Source organism: Prevotella sp. oral taxon 475 (assembly GCF_018127805.1).
Lineage (GTDB): Bacteria > Bacteroidota > Bacteroidia > Bacteroidales > Bacteroidaceae > Prevotella.
Genome location: NZ_CP072334.1, coordinates 2,230,014 through 2,246,866 on the forward strand (window position 1 = coordinate 2,230,014; position 16,853 = coordinate 2,246,866).

Below are 16,853 nucleotides of genomic sequence, written 5' to 3' on the forward strand. Positions count from 1 at the left end.
ACGGGTCGGCGATTGATAATTCTCGTCATGACAATGGGCAAATTCACTTACTTTTTGTTCGCTCGACTAAATAAAAGCGTTGCAAATTGACACCGAAACAGATTTCAACAATCTCTCGCAATACCTTTGTTTATCGCATTGTTGCACTGCAACACCTTAAAAAAGAATAAGATTCGAAGTTTGGAAGTAAACATAAAATAATCTATATTTGCAAAAAGCAACCCCTAAATGACTATCCACCGAAACATCGTGAGTTAAATATATAAAAGTACTAACTCGAAAATTGTAATACCTATGCAAAAAAGCTTATCAACATCATGGCAGGTATTTGTCGGGATCGCACTCTTGCTCCTGGTCAATATCCAGAGTTATGCACAAAAGCCAGAAGACGGAGGCGACATCGCTATCGAAGGTGTCGTGGTAGACAATGGCACAAACGAACCCATTGTCGGTGCCACTGTGAAAATGAAAAACGGGCCACGGGGCACCGTTACCTCTTCCACCGGTCGGTTTAGGCTGGAGGGTTGCAAACCCACGGACGTGATTCAAGTGTCGTTCGTCGGCTGTAAGCCACGTTCCTTCACCGTGGGTAAGAAACGAAACTTCACTATCTATCTTGAAGACGACGCCACACAGTTGGACCAAGTCGTGGTGACGGGATTTCAGAAACTGAAGAAAAACAGTTTCACCGGTTCGGCAACAGTAGTGACGAGCGACGAGTTGAAAAAGGTGAACGTGAAAGATGCCGTTAAAGCTCTTCAGGCTTTCGATCCCTCTTTCCGCATCATCGACCGGTCGGGATTCGGTTCCGACCCCAACCAACTCAACGAAATCAACATCCGCGGAGCCTCTAACATCCAACGACAAGAGTTCGATGCCAACGGACAGGCACTGACCCGACGCACCAATCTGCGCGACAATCCCAATATGCCTATCTTTATGCTCGACGGATTTGAAGTGAGTGTGCAGAAGATTTACGATATGGACATCAACCGCATCCAGAGTATGACCATCTTGAAAGATGCCGCTGCAACGGCACTCTATGGTTCGCGGGCGGCCAACGGCGTTGTGGTAGTAACCACTGTTCCACCGAAAGTGGGCGAGATTCGTATCGACTACAACACCAGTGTCGAACTGACGTTCCCCGATCTTTCTGACTACAACCTGACCAATGCCGCCGAAAAGCTACAGGTTGAGAAAGATGCAGGGCTGTATACCGCCAACGACCCTCACACACAGATCGATAAGGACATCGAATTCAATAAAAAACTCAATGAGGTGCGCCGTGGTGTCAACACCGACTGGCTGTCGCGCCCGCTACGCAACGTAGGCAACTGGCGCAACGACATTTCTCTTTCGGGTGGTGTCAACTCGCTGCGCTACATGATCAACCTCAACTATAACAAGAACGGAGGTGTGATGAAAGGCTCTTACCGCGACCGTTGGGGAGCAGGAATGATGATCGACTATCGCCTGAACAACTGGTTGCAGATTCAGAATCAGGTGACCTTGAACCGCACCACCTATCAAAATTCGCCTTACGGAGACTTCTACAACTATAGCTCTTATATGCCTTACGAGGCCATTTACGGCGAAGACGGCAGTTTGTTGCGCGCCTTGCCCATGACGGGTAAAGCCAATCCGCTGTGGCAGGTGCAAAACCTGTATAACTATTCGGGCAGAGGCGGCATCACCGATATTACCGATAACTTTGCGGTGAACCTCTATTTTACACCTACTTTCTATCTACGCGGAACGTTTAGCGTGAGCCAAACGCAGACGGAAACAAGCGATTTCAAAGACCCGAAAGACCTTTCCTTCCAAAATGTCTTAAGTACGAAGAAAGGATCGCTCAAAATATCCAAAGACGATCAGCTGAAATGGAATGCAAAAGCCGAACTGCATTTCAATCAGCGACTGAACGAACACTTCTTCAATCTTACCGGAGGTGTAGATCTTCAGGAAACGATCACCCATCCTGTGGGCTATGAATATCGGGGCTTCAGTCTGGGTACGCTGAGCAATCCCATCTATGCGGCTACTCAAGAAGGAAAAACGGGTGATACCAAACAAACGGTAAGAACGGTCGGTTTCCTTGGTGCTGTGAACTATACATTCCAGGAAATCTACCTGTTGGATGCTTCTTTCCGCCTCGACGGCTCTTCTCAGTTCAGCTCGAACCGACGTTTTGCCCCCTTTGCATCCATCGGTCTGGGTGTGAACCTGCACAACTACAAGTTCATTAAGAATCTTCCGTGGATCAATACCCTGCGTGTCAGAGGAACTTACGGTAGTACGGGTAAAGTGAACTTCTCGCGTTTCGATGTGATTAGCAGCTACCAGGTAGACACTTCTTCGTGGTACTACACGGGGCCCGCTACCCGCTTGGCCACCATGGGCAACCCCAATCTGACGTGGGAACTGACCAAGACGCTCGATTTAGGTTTCACCATCGAACTCTTTAAGAAGCGCTTTTATCTCGAGGCAGCCTATTATCACAAGGCCACCGACCGCACAATCGATCAGATTGGTATTCGTCCTTCTTCGGGATTCACCTCTTATAATGGAAACGTGGGCGGCGTATTGAACAAAGGTTTCGAACTCAAGACCAACGTAACGGTGTATAGTAGCCGCGACCTCTCTGTGGTGCTCAACGCTAACCTCGGAGCCAATAAGAACCGAATCACCAAACTCAACGACGCCATAGAAGAGTATAACGAGAAAATTCGGAAAAATAACAGAAGCGAATATGGCCACACCGGCGGTTCGTTGCCTCCTGTCTTATATTATGTTGGAGCCTCTACCTCTGCGATCTATGCCGTTCCCTCTCTGGGAATCGACCCGGCAACCGGTACCGAGCTCTTCCTCAAGAAAGACGGAACCGTGACCAAAGAATGGAACTATAACGACATGAAGGTGTGCGGAGACGCCAATCCTGATGCACAAGGTACCTTCGGCATCAATGTGGCTTACAAGGGTTTCTACCTCAACACGACGTTCCTGTATGCATTTGGTGGACAATACTATAACAATACCTTGATCTCGAAGGTGGAAAATGCCAATATCAAAGATAGAAACGTTGACCGCCGCATCATCACGCAGCGTTGGAGAAAGGTGGGTGACGTGTCTCCCTACTACGGAATCAGAGAAAATGCCACCACAAACGCTACGTCGCGCTTCGTACAGAACGACAATTATGTGCACTTTAACAGCGTGGCACTGGGCTACGACTTCGGAAAACGAATCACCTCTAAACTCAAACTCAGTGCGCTCTCGGTGTCGTTCAATGCCTCCGACCTTGCCAAATGGAGCACCGTGCGGGTAGAACGCGGACTCTCTTACCCTTATGCGCATACCTATAGCATCAGTATTCACGCAAGTTATTAACTGTTTCACTTTAAACAACTACGAGTTATGAAACGTACAATATATTCAATCATCCTATCGTCTGCTCTCGCTGCCATGCTCATCAGCTGCAACGACTGGCTTACAGTGCCTGTAGATGGAAGGTCTACGTCACCGGAACTGTTTGAAACTGGCGACGGATACCGCTCTGCTTTGAACGGTCTGTACAAGGGAATGGTGGATAACGCTCTCTATGGAGAGAACTTGCAATATGGCGTTATCGACTTCTTCTCTAATCAATATCGGTTGAATCTTTCTCAACAGGAACTCGGAAGCACGGCCTTAATTGCTGCCGGAAAACGCGATTTCAAAGAGAAAACGCTGCAACCCATCATCAACGCTATTTGGTTGAAGGCTTATAACAATATCGCTGCTACCAATAATCTGATTCAACACATTTCGTCTGAAAGCCCAAGTAAGTTCAAACGTGGGCAAGAAGAGAAGGACGTGATTCTCGGAGAGGCCAAAGCCATAAGGGCTTTCTTGCATTTCGACATGCTAAGGCTCTTTGCACCGGCCCCGATCGGCGACGATGGGAAGGTCTATATCCCTTATGTGAGCGATTTCCCGAATGTTCTTGCCGAGCATATCTCTGTGAAAGATGCCCTCCAAAAGGTAATAGCCGATTTGGAAGAGGCACGCGATTTGCTGAAACCTTTCGACACTTCGGACACTGGAATGAGTGCCAACGCATCAGGGAAAACCCGGTTCTACAATCAACTTGAGTCTGGAATGGAAGGCTATGCCAAGCCGGAAGAGATCGATGAGTTCTTTTATGGCCGGGGTTATCGCCTCTCCTATTGGGCCGTAATGGGTCTTTTAGCTCGGGTTTATCAGTATAACGGCGGCTTCGATGCCTCTTTCTATGCCAAAGCTAAGGATTGTGCAGAAGAGGTTTTCAAAGCAAAGTGCACCGGAATGCAGGGAGCTTCTTACACACCTTTCCAGAATGAACGTTTCGATTTCGCATGGACCGAACAACCAGAACAGATGATGGACGTCCGGATGATCGATAACTTGCTCTTCGGTTTGTATCGAGACAACGACGGAGAGAAGTTGATCGGTGCAATGGAAAGCCAATTTCCACGTGCCATTAAGAGCCCTGGAAACTATAATCTCTGTGTGGTGAACGTCAATGGACAGGACATTTTCAAAACAACCGACGGGATAGACGAGGCCGAAAACGATATTCGCTCGAAGCGTCTTCTGTATATTCCCACTGACGGCTACCAGATTTTGATGTCCGTCAAATGGTATGTCAAAGAGAAAAATACGGCAGAACGCGACAAAACACTCAACATCTTCCCGCTGTTACGCACCTCAGAGCTTCGCTATATCATTGCAGAGACTGAAGCAAGGAAGGGTAATTTCACGGAGGCTTACAAGATATTGAACGATATGAGAGACAGACGCGGACTTCAAGGACATAAATTGCCGGTTCAAACTACCTTCGATGCGTTTGTGAAAGACTTGGTGCGCGAGGGTCAACGCGAATGGATCAGCGAGGGACAGCTCTTCTATCTCTATAAAAGACTCAATGCTGGCGTGAAGCGCGACGACGGAACAACCGTTCCTTTCTCAAAAGAAGAATGCGTTTTGCCTATTCCTACAGAAGAAAATCGATAACCCTAAACGACAAAAGATTATGAAACAACTGTTATATCTGCTGCCTTTGGCGGCATTCTCACTGCTTTCGTCCTGTCAGGAGGAAGCTTTGAAAACCTTTGGGGACGAACATTACATCTATTTCGATAAGTTTTATAAAAACGCTTCTGCACCAGGTAAAGAGACTGCGGACTCTACTCTCGCCTCATTCTTCTTCTTTACCGACGACGTCAACACAATAGACGTTCCTGTAGTGGTGCATATGGCAGGACGGGATTTGGCTCACGACGAGACCTTTCAACTCAAAATGATTCCCGAAATGACTACGGCCACGGCTAACGAATATAAATTGGACGACCATTATACCTTCCGTGCACGTCCGGCAGCTGAGGGAGCGACCAACCGAAGCGATACCATCATCATCAAGATGTTCCGTTCTGCACGCCTTGGCAGTATGCCTCACGGTGTGAAACTCACTGTAGAACTCGTGCCGATGGGTGGTTTACGATTAGGACAAACCGAGCGTACGCGGGCCATTTTGGTGCTGACACGCGACGCGATCAAGCCTAAATGGTGGAACAGAGAGGTCACCGACAACCTCTTAGGCGAATATTCGAGTCGCAAATACAAGCTCTTCTTAATGAATGTAGACAAGAAAGCCAAGTTCAACGGCGATCTTATCCGCACAGCTCCACACAAAGCGATAGAGCTGGTCATGCAGTTTAAAAAGTGGTTGGCCGACCATCCCGCCGAAGCCGTTGAGGAAGATGGAAGCAAGATGACCGTTAAAGTATAACCGTTAAAAATCAAACATTATGGGAAAGATAAAATATTCCATTGTAGGATTGCTGATACCGTTGTTAGGTGCATGTTTCAGCGATGATGGTAATTACAACTACGAGTCGCTCAAACCGCCCACATGGCTGAGAGATGTTGTGGCTCGGCCCATTCAGATCGTGGTTCGTGAAGGTGGAAAGGTGAGAGTAGACGGCTCGAAATACTTCAACTGGGGAACGATGGATTCCTTACAGCGAAGCCAGGAAGTGCGTTACGAATGGCGTTATAACGGAAAACTGTTCTGCGAAGAGCTCAAAGCTGAAATTCCCTACGAGGAGTTTATGCGCAAAGTGGGCGAAGAAGAGATTCCAACACACTATCAAAGCGGTGATTTCTCTATCATCGAGAAGTCTTCGGGTGTGTCGTTCAAAGGTAAAATCACCTTCTTCTTCTATCCCAGAATCGGCGAAGCCGACTTCATCGTCTACTCCGAGAAGTCCACTTCCACGCCCAATATCGGTACGCTTTCCGTTTTACAGTTAGGTTATAAGCGCGATAACAACGGTCGGTTCACCATTCCCGACTTTGCATTAAGGCCGCATGAGTCTGCCGACATCCCCGGAACGCCTAAACAACTGGACGTAGCCGTCGCTTTAAATGTAAGTGCCATCGGCTCAGTGACGGCCATTACCGAGGAGGGAGACGCCTCTGTGTTCAATGCCAGCAACCTAAAAAAGGTGTGGGACATGAGCGAACTCTTTGCAGACGGCACTCCGCCGAACTTCAAGGTGAGCTCTCGCAAAGACCAAGAAGTGGGCGGTTCCGAATCACCAGCTTTCACTTGGGTGGCCACACAAGACGGACGGGTGTTTACACGAAAGTTTTCCAAGAACTATTTAGGTGGAAAGTTCATCACCGAACCCTACTATCTGGACGAGAAAGGCTATAAGATCACCAAGTTCGGACACACTTGTTGGGGCATTACCAACATACCTTGTTACGACGAAAAGAACCGCCGTGTGGTGGTGGCCACTTCCTTAGAAGGCGAGTGGGGCAGCTATCGCAGCTTCATGACCACGCTTCATCAGGATGGATGGACCGGCGTACCGGTGATGGAAATGCCGGCCGACACGAAGGTCTACTTCATCACCTGCATGGACGGAGCCCAGTATTGGGACCGCAACAACAGCTGGTTCCAGGTGTATTACAACACGGGTGGCAAGTCGATGGTCGGCACCTTCACGATCGACAACCGCGGACGGCGACTCAACACGCCGAATGCCTACTTCATTCCTTATGAAGTAACCGGGCATTTATTCAACGATGACACCCGTTTCCTCGTAGCTGCCGGAGAACGATTGGCCTACAGTTCGTCGAAGGCTTACACCGATCTCTTCTCCGAAGGCACAGAGGTGTATGCCATCAAGAGGCAGACTTGGCCGGGAATGGTAGACGTATCGATCAGCAAACTACCTCTGACCGGCATCACGTCGAAGATTACTTTTATGACCTACGACCGTGACGACTATTATCTCAGCACCTCCAACTACCAGCATCTCATTATCGGTTGCGAGAATGGAGACATCCTTATCTATAATGCAGAAGAGCTGGCTGTGCCGCAGTTCCTCAAAAAATATAATGTAGGCGGAAAGGTTGTTGCCGTGAAGCAGTTAGGCCTTGTGCGGGCAACCGTAGATATGTATTAATCATCTTTTTAACGAGGCGGCGGCAAATCCATGCCCATCATGCATTTGTCGCCCCTCTTCAACGTATTCACAGATAGAAAATCAAAACATGGTTTCAAAGAAATTGATCGGCAGCATCATGATGTTGCTCATGTCGGTGTTTGCCCTTGAGGTGGCAGCCCAGAACGAAAAAGTAACGCTCAACGTCAGTATCAACGCGCCAAAGACCGGTGCTCCTCTGCTCACGCTAAAGAAATCGCCCGAGTGTAAGAGCTATTGCCTCGCCCTTTTCACGTCAGACATCGCCGGAATCATTAAAGACGAGGTGGTGAATGGCTATTTCACGGGGCAGAAAAAGCCGAAATTCTTAGAAGACGTAAAGGGAAAGAAACTCGTCGACTATGGATTGGTGGTGGTTCCTGAGAAAGAATACACCCTGATTTGCTTAGGTTACGACAAAGACGGCAAGCCCGGTACAGTGCAACGCGTCCATTTCACGGCTCCCCGCCCGCAAGGCTTCTCCTCTCCGCAGGTGATGTGCCAGGTAACGGCTTTGGGACCGGACAGCGTCACCGTGAAGTTCACCCCCAATGCAGACGTGGCCGGCTATGCGCTTTGTCAGTTTGAGGCAGGCACCATCGACAAAACCGTGCAGGAACACGGACCGATGATGGGCTTCTCCAATGCCTACGACATGATTAAGCAGTTCAGCGGAAAAGACTATACCACCGAGAAAAGCTACACCTGGCGAGAGATGATTCCCAACACGGGCTACGAACTCTGCGTGCTGCCTTGGGACAAGAACGGCATTTTCCAGGAAATCACCAAGGTGCCTGTTACTACTCAGAAGCTGGGAGGCCCTGGCGAGGCGACGGTAGACATCCAGATAGGCGAGTTTGGTGGCAGCAAAGCTACCGGATACTTCCAATTGGTGATCTATACGCCCAACGATCAAGCTGCGCTTCACCGTGACATCATCATCACCGAAGAGGCCTTCAACAAACCTGATATGGGTAATATCGGCGTCATCAAGATGCTTCAGGAAGAGCATCCCAAAGATATTTACTGGAATCAGTACCGAGTGGACAAAGCACAATGGAACGCAACGCCCAACACCACTTACTATGCCTGCTCGCTGGCCAAGAATGTAGACGGCAAATGGGGTGCGTTGAAGAAGGTGAAGTTCACCACACCGGCTGCCGCTAAGTAATTTCTACGCCGGGTCCGGACCGTTTTCCGCATCCTTTGAGACAAACGCTTGCCTCCTGTCTTTGTCCGTTCTTTAGGCAAAGGCGAAGCAAATCGGTTTGCAAAAGCTTAGCTTTCGCATGACGAAAGCTAAGAGATGGCACGCTAAAAGCTTAGCTTTTACAGTGCGAAAGCTAAGCTTTTACGTTCTCCTTTGTAAGCATCTGATTATCAAGAGACTTGCGAAAGGGAGCACAAAGCGGGAAGATGCCGTTCGACCGGCTTCTTTTTTATTTCATTATGAACCCCTTTTGACAATGAACAACCTAAGAAAAAATCTCCTGGGACTTTTGCTTCTGATTTCTTGCAGCATGGCTGCGCAGATGCAAGCACCTCCCATTCCCGTAGACACGGCTGTGCGTATCGGCACACTCGACAACGGATTGAAATATTATATCCGCCACAACAACTGGCCCGAACACCGTGCCGACTTCTATATCGCGCAGCGTGTAGGGTCTATTCAGGAAGAGGAGAGCCAACGCGGACTGGCTCACTTCCTCGAACACATGTGTTTCAACGGCACGAAAAACTTCCCCGGCAACGACCTCATCCGCTATTTGGAGACGCTGGGAGTAAAGTTTGGCGGCGACTTAAACGCTTATACCTCTATCGACCAAACCGTTTACAACATCTCCAACGTGCCCACCACACGGCAGAGTGCGCTCGATTCGTGCTTGCTCATCTTGCACGATTGGGCCAATGCGCTCACTCTCGACCCCGCAGAGATCGACAAAGAGCGCGGCGTGATTCACGAAGAGTGGCGCGAACGCACAGGGGCCAGTTCGCGAATGCTGGAGCGAAACCTGCCCACACTGTACTCCGGGTCGAAGTACGGCTCGCGTTTCCCCATCGGCTTGATGAGTGTTGTCGACAATTTTAAGCCTAAAGAGTTGCGCGATTATTACGAGAAATGGTATCATCCCTCCAACCAAGGCATCATCGTTGTGGGCGATATCGATGTCGATCACACCGAGCAGATGATTAAAAAACTGTTCGGGGGGATTCAGAATCCTGCCGATATGGCCGCGATTGTAGACGTTCCCGTGCCCGACAACGAGGAGCCTATCGTGGTGATAGACAAAGATAAAGAGCAACAAAACAGCGTAGTCGAGGTGTCGTTCAAGCACGAAATATGGCCCGATTCGCTGAAGAAGAATGTAGACTATCTCCTGGCCAACTATGCCAAAAACATGGCCTTGGGTATGCTCAACGATCGTTATGCCGAGGCTTCGCAGAAAGCCGATTGCCCGTATCTGGGGGCATCGGCAGGCGATGGATCGTTCATCTTCGCCAAAACCAAGGGGGCTTTCACCATCGCAGCCAGTCCCAGAGACATGGCCGGCACGGCAACGGCCCTGCAAGCTGCCCTCGTAGAGGCGCACAGAGCAGCCGAATTCGGATTCACACCCACCGAGTACGAGCGTGCCAAGGCCAATCTGCTGAGCGGATTGGAGAAAGCGTTCAACGGCAGAGACAAACGTTCTAACAGTTCGTTTGCCGACGACTACAAGGGGAATTTCCTCTCGCAAGAACCCATTCCTGCCTTTGAGGATTATTATGAAATCATGAAACAATTGGTGCCCAACATCCCGTTGCAAGACATCAACGCCATCCTGCCGCAACTTTTGCCCAAAACCGACCGGAATATGGTGGTGGTTTGCTTCAACAACGAGAAAGAAGGGGCCGTCTATCCCACAAAGGAGGCTTTACTGGCAGCCGTTCATGCCGCACGAGAGGCAAAATTGACGCCCTACGTAGACAATGTGAAAAACGTGCCACTGATGACCAAACTGCCCAAGCCCGGCAAGATTGTGAAAGAGAAAAAGAACGTGGCTTTGGGCTATACGGAGCTAACTCTCTCTAACGGAGCTACGGTGATACTCAAGAAAACCGACTTTAAGAAAGATCAGGTGAACTTCGCTGCCAGTGCCTATGGTGGCAAATCGCTCTACGGACCGGCAGATTATATGAACCTTGCCGTGTTCGACGACATTGTTGGAATCAGCGGATTGGGCGGCTTCCCCAGTATGGAACTACCCAAGATTCTGGCCGGTAAGATTGCCGGTGTGCGCCTTTCTATCGGCGATAAGTACATGGGCATGTCGGGTTCGTCTTCCCGACGCGATGCCGAAACGATGTTGCAGCTGACCCATCTCTACCTCTCGGGCGGCATTACCAAAGACAACGAGGCTTATGCCAGTTTGATGGAGTCGTGGAAAACAGCTCTCAAGACGCGCCATCTCTCTCATGACATCGCCTTTAACGACTCGCTTGCGGCTACAGTCTATGGGCATAACCCGCGCCTGCGCCCTGTGCTCGAGGCCGATTTGCCTGCCCTTAGCTACGACCGAATCCTGAAGATAGCCCGCGAACGCACGGCCAATGCGGCAGCATGGACGTTCAGTTTCATCGGCGACTTCGACGAAGCGCAACTGCGAAGCCTCATCTGTCGCTACATCGGTTCGCTTCCGCGTCAGCCCAAGATAGTGAAAGGCCATTTGGTCAGCTCGTTCCAAAAAGGAAAAATCGACAATATCTTCTACCGAAAGATGGAAACACCCAAGGCCATGGCTTGCGTGATGTGGCACACTACACATGTGCCCTACAGCGTGGAGAATGCCATTCGGGTAAACATGATTGGTCAGGTGCTGAGCATGGTCTATCTGAAGAAGATTCGAGAGGAGGCCAGTGCGGCTTATTCTTGCGGTGCTGAGGGCGGTTCTACCATCGAAGGCGATTATCACGACTATTCTGTCTTGGTGACTTGTCCGATGAAACCCGAGAAAAAAGACACGGCTCTACAGATTATTTACCGTGAGGCCGAGGAGATGACACGCTCTTGCGACGCTGAGATGCTCGACAAAGTGAAAGAGTATATGCTCAAGAGCGTCACCAGTGCAGAGAAAACTAACGCCTACTGGAGCGGCGTTATCAACATGTATCGTCGGCATGGCATCAACTTGCACAACCGATACAAGGACATGATTAAGGCGCAAACGCCGCAAGACCTCTGCACGCTGATGAAGCAGATTCTGGCCGATGGCAATTGCATCTCGGTGGTGATGCTACCGCAAGAAGAAGGAGCCGCATCTCAACGTGCTTCTCAACAAGCCCGATAGACACGGCTATTAGCTGACACGCAACACCGAACAAACACGTTCCCATTTAGCTCAACGACATCGTTTTATCTCTGTTCGTTTGGCTGAATGGGAACGTTTAAAATGGACAATTGATCAAATCGGTAAAGTGGAATAGACCAACCCCGATGGGGAAGTTATCGAGGGGCATCGCTGCAACAGGGCAAACGCGCTTCACTTGCCAACCCTACCCTACCAACAAACCAACCTTTACAGGGTTGTTTTTTATTTGAACAGACGTACCACTCCCCTCCTCACATCTTCTTCATTCTCTCTGTCCTACTCCTTATTTCTTTCTTTACTCCTTACTACTCCCCTCCCTACTTCCTACTACCCCTCTCCTTACTGCTTACTACTTCTCTTCTTACTCCCTACTACCCTCTCCTTCCTACTTACTACTCCTCTCCTTACTCCCTACTTCTCCCCTCCTTACTACTAAAAGCTAAGCTTTTGCAATCCATTTTCTTAGCTTTCGCCGTGCGTTTTCTTAGCTTTTGCACCTCATTTTCTTAGCTTTTGCAAAACAGTGGATAACGAAGCCTATTTTGAGGACTTTTCTTTCGTGTCCGAAACACTCTGAGAACTCATTTTAACGGGTAGAATTTTCGATGACCTTCAAATGGCGAAAGATTCCAGCGGAGACTCTGAATGGGTAAAAATAAGAGGGTAAATCAACTCCATTAATTTCCAAAACTGAAAACATCGAATAAGCTTCAAAAATAAAAAGTTTCCCGTTTTAAATTTCAATCAATTGATAATCAGGCAATTAACAAATATTAATCATGAAAAAGTTATCCAAAAAGTACATCGTATCATTATTTGAAGTAACTTTGCAGAAGTAATCCGAGACAGAACGGATCAAGAGAAAGCAACAGTCAACAATCTAAAATTTTAGCGAAATGATACAAACGGTGGTAAAACGCGATGGCCGCATCGTGGGCTTCAACGACCAGAAAATAATGGCCGCTATCCGCAAGGCAATGCTCCATACAGACAAGGGCGAAGACGAAAAACTGGTTCAACAGATTACAGACCGCATCGGATTTGCCGGTAAAGCGCAAATGACGGTGGAGGGAATACAAAATCTCGTGGAGATGGAGCTGATGAAAAGCAGTCGGAAAGACGTGGCGAAGGCATACATTGCCTACCGCAATCAGCGCAGCATTGCCCGAAAGGCGAAAACGAGAGATATGTTTCTCGAAATCATCAACGTGAAAAACAATGATGTGACGCGCGAAAATGCCAACATGAACGCGGATACACCCGCGGGAATGATGATGAAATTCTCGAGCGAAACGACCAAGCCCTTTGTCGACGACTATCTTCTTAGCGAGGAAAGCAGGGAGGCCGTGAAGCATAACTATCTGCATATACACGACAAAGATTATTATCCCACAAAGTCGCTCACCTGCTGTCAGCATCCGCTGGACAACATTCTCGATCACGGTTTTACGGCTGGCCATGGCTCTTCTCGGGCAGCCAAGCGCATCGAGACGGCCAGTGTGTTGGCGTGTATCTCGCTGGAAACAGCGCAAAACGAGATGCACGGCGGACAAGCCATTCCGGCTTTCGACTTCTATTTGGCCCCTTACGTCCGATTGAGTTTTATCGAAGAGCTGAAGGCACTTGAGGAGCTCAACGGTGAGAGCTATGCTGCGCTCTATGACCAACCGCTGGACGACTATCTCAAACGCCCGCTCGAGGGACTAAAAGGCGAAGACCGCATCGTACAGCATGCCATCAACAAAACGGTGGCAAGGGTGCATCAGGCCATGGAAGCCTTTATCCATAACATGAATACGATTCACTCACGGGGAGGGAATCAAGTGGTTTTCTCGTCGGTCAACTATGGTACGGACACGTCGGCAGAGGGGCGTTGCGTGATGCGCGAACTACTGAACAGCACCTACGACGGTGTGGGCAACGGCGAAACGGCTATCTTCCCGATTCAGATTTGGAAGAAAAAGCGGGGCGTGAACTATCTGAAGACCGATCGCAACTATGACCTCTACCAACTGGCTTGCAAGGTGACGGCACGGCGTTTCTTCCCCAACTTCCTCAATCTCGATGCCTCTTTCAATCAGAGCGATGCCTGGCGGGCAGACGATCCTAAGCGTTATCTTCATGAAGTGGCCACGATGGGTTGCCGCACGCGGGTGTTCGAGAATCGGTTCGGACCGAAAACGTCGGTGGGTCGAGGCAATCTCTCGTTCTCTACCATCAACATCGTTCGCTTGGCTATCGAATGCCGAGACACAGACAACCGCGAAGAGCGCATCAATCGTTTCTTCGCCAAACTCGACAACATGCTCGACATCACGGCTCATCAGCTCGTCGATCGCTACAACTTTCAGAAGACGGCCTTCGCCAAGCAGTTTCCACTGCTGATGAGAAGCCTTTGGATAGGCGCAGACAAACTCGGGGCGGACGAAAGCATCGAGTCGGTCATCAATCAAGGCACACTTGGCATCGGATTTATCGGACTGGCCGAGTGTCTCAAAGCTCTCCTGGGCGCGCATCACGGCGAGAGCGACGAGGCTCAGCAACTCGGTCTGAAGATTGTCGACTACATGCGGCAGCGGTGCAACGAGTATTCGGAAACCTATCAGCACAACTTCAGTCTGCTGGCCACACCGGCTGAAGGACTGGCCGGTAAGTTTACGAAGCGAGACCGCAAAGACTTCGGCGTACTCGAGGGCATTACTGATCGCGATTATTATACCAACTCCAATCACGTTCCTGTGTACTACAAGTGCAGCGCGCGGCATAAAGCCGAGGTGGAAGCCCCCTATCATGCAATGACCAGCGGCGGACACATCTTCTATGTCGAGATAGATGGCGACGCAACACACAATCCCCAGGCTATCATGAGCGTGGTCGATATGATGGACCGCTACAATATGGGCTACGGAAGCGTCAACCACAACCGCAATCGATGCATGGACTGCGGCTATGAGAACGCCGATGCAAAGCTGGAACAGTGTCCCCAGTGCGGCAGTCGACACATCGATCGCCTACAACGTATCACTGGCTATCTCGTGGGAACGACTGATCGTTGGAACAGCGGTAAACTGGCGGAACTCAACGACCGAGTGATTCATCGCCTATGACCGCGATTCGTCTGCTTTCCATCGTCGAAGATACGATGGTGGATGGCCCGGGATTCCGCACGACCATCTATTGCGCGGGTTGTGAGCATGCCTGTCCGGGCTGCCACAACCCGCAGTCGTGGGATATGCAGGGAGGTCGCGACGTGCCGATAGCCGAAATTATGGCCGTCATTCAGTCCGATCCCTTTGCCAATGTCACCTTTAGCGGCGGCGATCCGATGTTTCAACCCGAAGCCTTTACGGTCTTAGCGCGAGAGATTAAGCTCAAGACGAAGAAAGATATATGGTGTTATACGGGCTTCACGTTCGAGAATTTGCTGACAGATGCTCGCCGCCGACCGCTTCTCGAAGAGATCGACGTACTTGTAGACGGGCCTTTCGTCCGCTCGCTTCGCGACCCATCACTCCCCTTCCGCGGCAGTTCTAATCAGCGTTTGATTGATGTTCCCGCCTCACTCCACGGCCCACTCACGCTCTGGCAGGGCTAATCTCCTCTTTTTCTTCATCGAACACGTTCCCCTATTTGACAGAATGGGTGCGAATATACCTATATATAAGGATGCAAAAAAGGAGAGACGGGGAGGGGCGAATCGGCATTTAGTTGTAACTTTGCATACAGATTCTGCGGGGCTTCGACGGCAGAGACCTCCCGGTTCGGAAGACGATGACCGACCAATTATCGGGATGCAGCACACTCCCGACAAGCGGTGTATGGACAGCTTTCGATGGTCGACAGTAGAATAACAGACGGAGGCTGAAGCACAAACCGAAGAAGACGGATGCGGCTTGAAGAAGAAAGAAGCAGAAGAGTTTAGAAACCGATTAGCAGGAGGAACATACAGTGGCAACCCATTCTCAACACATCCCGGGCATTTTGTCGGCGGCAAAAGGCCTTTTGGGCAAACGCGACGCGAAAGACGTCAAAGAATTGCAGGAAGATTTCCTCAAAACGCTGTACGAACGGGGCGGAAGTCTGTCTTTAGAGGAGGCCCATCGGGAGGCCGAAGGGCTGAATGTCAGTGCAGAAAGCCTGGCTGCGATGGTGGGCGCACTGATTTTAAACGGCGAACTCACCGCCGACCGCCGACTACAGCTCACCGATGCCGGACGAAAGCATGCTCTTAAACTCATCCGAGCCCACCGCATCTACGAGCAATATCTGGCCGAACATTCGGGCTATGCTCCGCCCGAGTGGCACGAACGGGCCCATCGCATGGAGCATCGCATGAGCGAGGCCGAACGGGAACGCATTGCCTCGCTCCTGGGCAACCCGCTCTTCGACCCTCATGGCGACCCAATCCCCACCCCTTCGCTCGAGATTCCGGCACAGGAACGGAGCGGAAAACCGCTCGCGGCACAGTCGTGGTGGCGCATCCTGCATGTAGAAGACGACGACCGGGCACGCTTTGTCGAAATTACCGACAAGGGACTCACCAAAGATTCGATCCTCTTTATCACTCATATCGACAACCTCGGCTTCACGTTCCGCTACGAAGGCGAGCGGTTCTCATTGCCTATTGACGCGCTCTCGGCCCTCAATCTCGAAGCAATGACGACCGAAGAGGCTGCGCTTTGTCCTGAGACAAGGGCTCGAAGACTGGTGCATCTCGAGACGGGAAAGACGGTGAGAATCGTCGGACTGTCGCCCTCCTGCCGCGGAGCTCTACGCCGCCGACTGATGGACTTGGGCTTTGTTCGTGGCAGCAGGGTAAGCATCGACATGGCAAGTCCGTTGGGTAATCCCGTAGCCTACGTGGTTCGGGGCACCGTTATCGCCCTCCGGCACGATCAAGCACGGTATATTCTCTTCCAATCCGACGAAGAGGGGCAAACGGAAACACCCCTCTCCGCACCCGAATCGACACACGAACGATAAGAAACGCACA

The 16,853-nt window shown here is 50.3% G+C and carries 9 protein-coding genes; all 9 read left to right on the top strand.

Features of this window, described 5'->3' with window-relative positions:
- The first annotated feature begins 294 nt into the window (after positions 1 to 294).
- The 9 genes from J5A66_RS08835 to J5A66_RS08875 all read left to right on the top strand — a co-directional run bounded on the left by J5A66_RS08835 (position 295) and on the right by J5A66_RS08875 (position 16,843).
- The gene (locus tag J5A66_RS08835; RefSeq protein WP_211790255.1) at positions 295 to 3,387 is read left to right on the top strand and encodes a SusC/RagA family TonB-linked outer membrane protein; all 3,093 of its coding nucleotides are present in this window, start codon (positions 295 to 297) and stop codon (positions 3,385 to 3,387) included.
- Positions 3,388 to 3,414: 27 nt separating this feature from the next.
- Entirely contained in the window at positions 3,415 to 5,031 is a 1,617-nt protein-coding gene (locus J5A66_RS08840) for a RagB/SusD family nutrient uptake outer membrane protein (protein ID WP_211790256.1), read from the top strand.
- 19 nt (positions 5,032 to 5,050) lie between these two features.
- Complete coding sequence (locus J5A66_RS08845; protein WP_211790257.1) at positions 5,051 to 5,806, top strand: DUF4843 domain-containing protein; 756 nt, start codon at positions 5,051 to 5,053, stop codon at positions 5,804 to 5,806.
- Positions 5,807 to 5,825: 19 nt separating this feature from the next.
- Positions 5,826 to 7,493 (top strand): hypothetical protein, encoded by a 1,668-nt coding sequence (locus tag J5A66_RS08850; protein ID WP_211790258.1) that lies wholly within the window; start codon positions 5,826 to 5,828, stop codon positions 7,491 to 7,493.
- An 88-nt stretch (positions 7,494 to 7,581) separates the two neighbouring features.
- Positions 7,582 to 8,682, top strand: coding sequence for a hypothetical protein (locus tag J5A66_RS08855; RefSeq protein WP_249109962.1), 1,101 nt, complete (start codon positions 7,582 to 7,584; stop codon positions 8,680 to 8,682).
- 295 nt (positions 8,683 to 8,977) lie between these two features.
- Positions 8,978 to 11,839: a pitrilysin family protein gene (locus tag J5A66_RS08860; protein ID WP_211790259.1), complete on the top strand. Its 2,862-nt coding sequence runs from the start codon at positions 8,978 to 8,980 to the stop codon at positions 11,837 to 11,839.
- Between the two features lie 917 nt (positions 11,840 to 12,756).
- Positions 12,757 to 14,967 carry an anaerobic ribonucleoside triphosphate reductase gene (locus J5A66_RS08865; RefSeq protein ID WP_211790260.1) on the top strand — a complete coding sequence of 737 codons (2,211 nt, stop codon included), beginning with the start codon at positions 12,757 to 12,759 and terminating at the stop codon, positions 14,965 to 14,967.
- Positions 14,964 to 15,455: an anaerobic ribonucleoside-triphosphate reductase activating protein gene (gene nrdG, locus J5A66_RS08870; RefSeq protein WP_211790261.1), complete on the top strand. Its 492-nt coding sequence runs from the start codon at positions 14,964 to 14,966 to the stop codon at positions 15,453 to 15,455. The genes J5A66_RS08865 and nrdG overlap by 4 nt, the downstream gene beginning before the upstream one ends.
- A gap of 353 nt (positions 15,456 to 15,808) precedes the next feature.
- Positions 15,809 to 16,843, top strand: a complete 1,035-nt coding sequence (locus J5A66_RS08875; RefSeq protein ID WP_371742856.1) for a DtxR family transcriptional regulator — start codon at positions 15,809 to 15,811, stop codon at positions 16,841 to 16,843.
- Positions 16,844 to 16,853 lie beyond the last annotated feature (10 nt).

Excerpts from the sequence above, each read along its gene's own strand:
- J5A66_RS08855 (WP_249109962.1), top strand. The coding sequence starts at position 7,582 with ATGGTTTCAAAGAAATTGATCGGCAGCATCATGATGTTGCTCATGTCG.
- J5A66_RS08840 (WP_211790256.1), top strand. The coding sequence starts at position 3,415 with ATGAAACGTACAATATATTCAATCATCCTATCGTCTGCTCTCGCTGCC.
- J5A66_RS08860 (WP_211790259.1), top strand. The coding sequence starts at position 8,978 with ATGAACAACCTAAGAAAAAATCTCCTGGGACTTTTGCTTCTGATTTCT.
- J5A66_RS08845 (WP_211790257.1), top strand. The coding sequence starts at position 5,051 with ATGAAACAACTGTTATATCTGCTGCCTTTGGCGGCATTCTCACTGCTT.
- J5A66_RS08835 (WP_211790255.1), top strand. The coding sequence starts at position 295 with ATGCAAAAAAGCTTATCAACATCATGGCAGGTATTTGTCGGGATCGCA.
- nrdG (WP_211790261.1), top strand. The coding sequence starts at position 14,964 with ATGACCGCGATTCGTCTGCTTTCCATCGTCGAAGATACGATGGTGGAT.
- J5A66_RS08850 (WP_211790258.1), top strand. The coding sequence starts at position 5,826 with ATGGGAAAGATAAAATATTCCATTGTAGGATTGCTGATACCGTTGTTA.
- J5A66_RS08865 (WP_211790260.1), top strand. The coding sequence starts at position 12,757 with ATGATACAAACGGTGGTAAAACGCGATGGCCGCATCGTGGGCTTCAAC.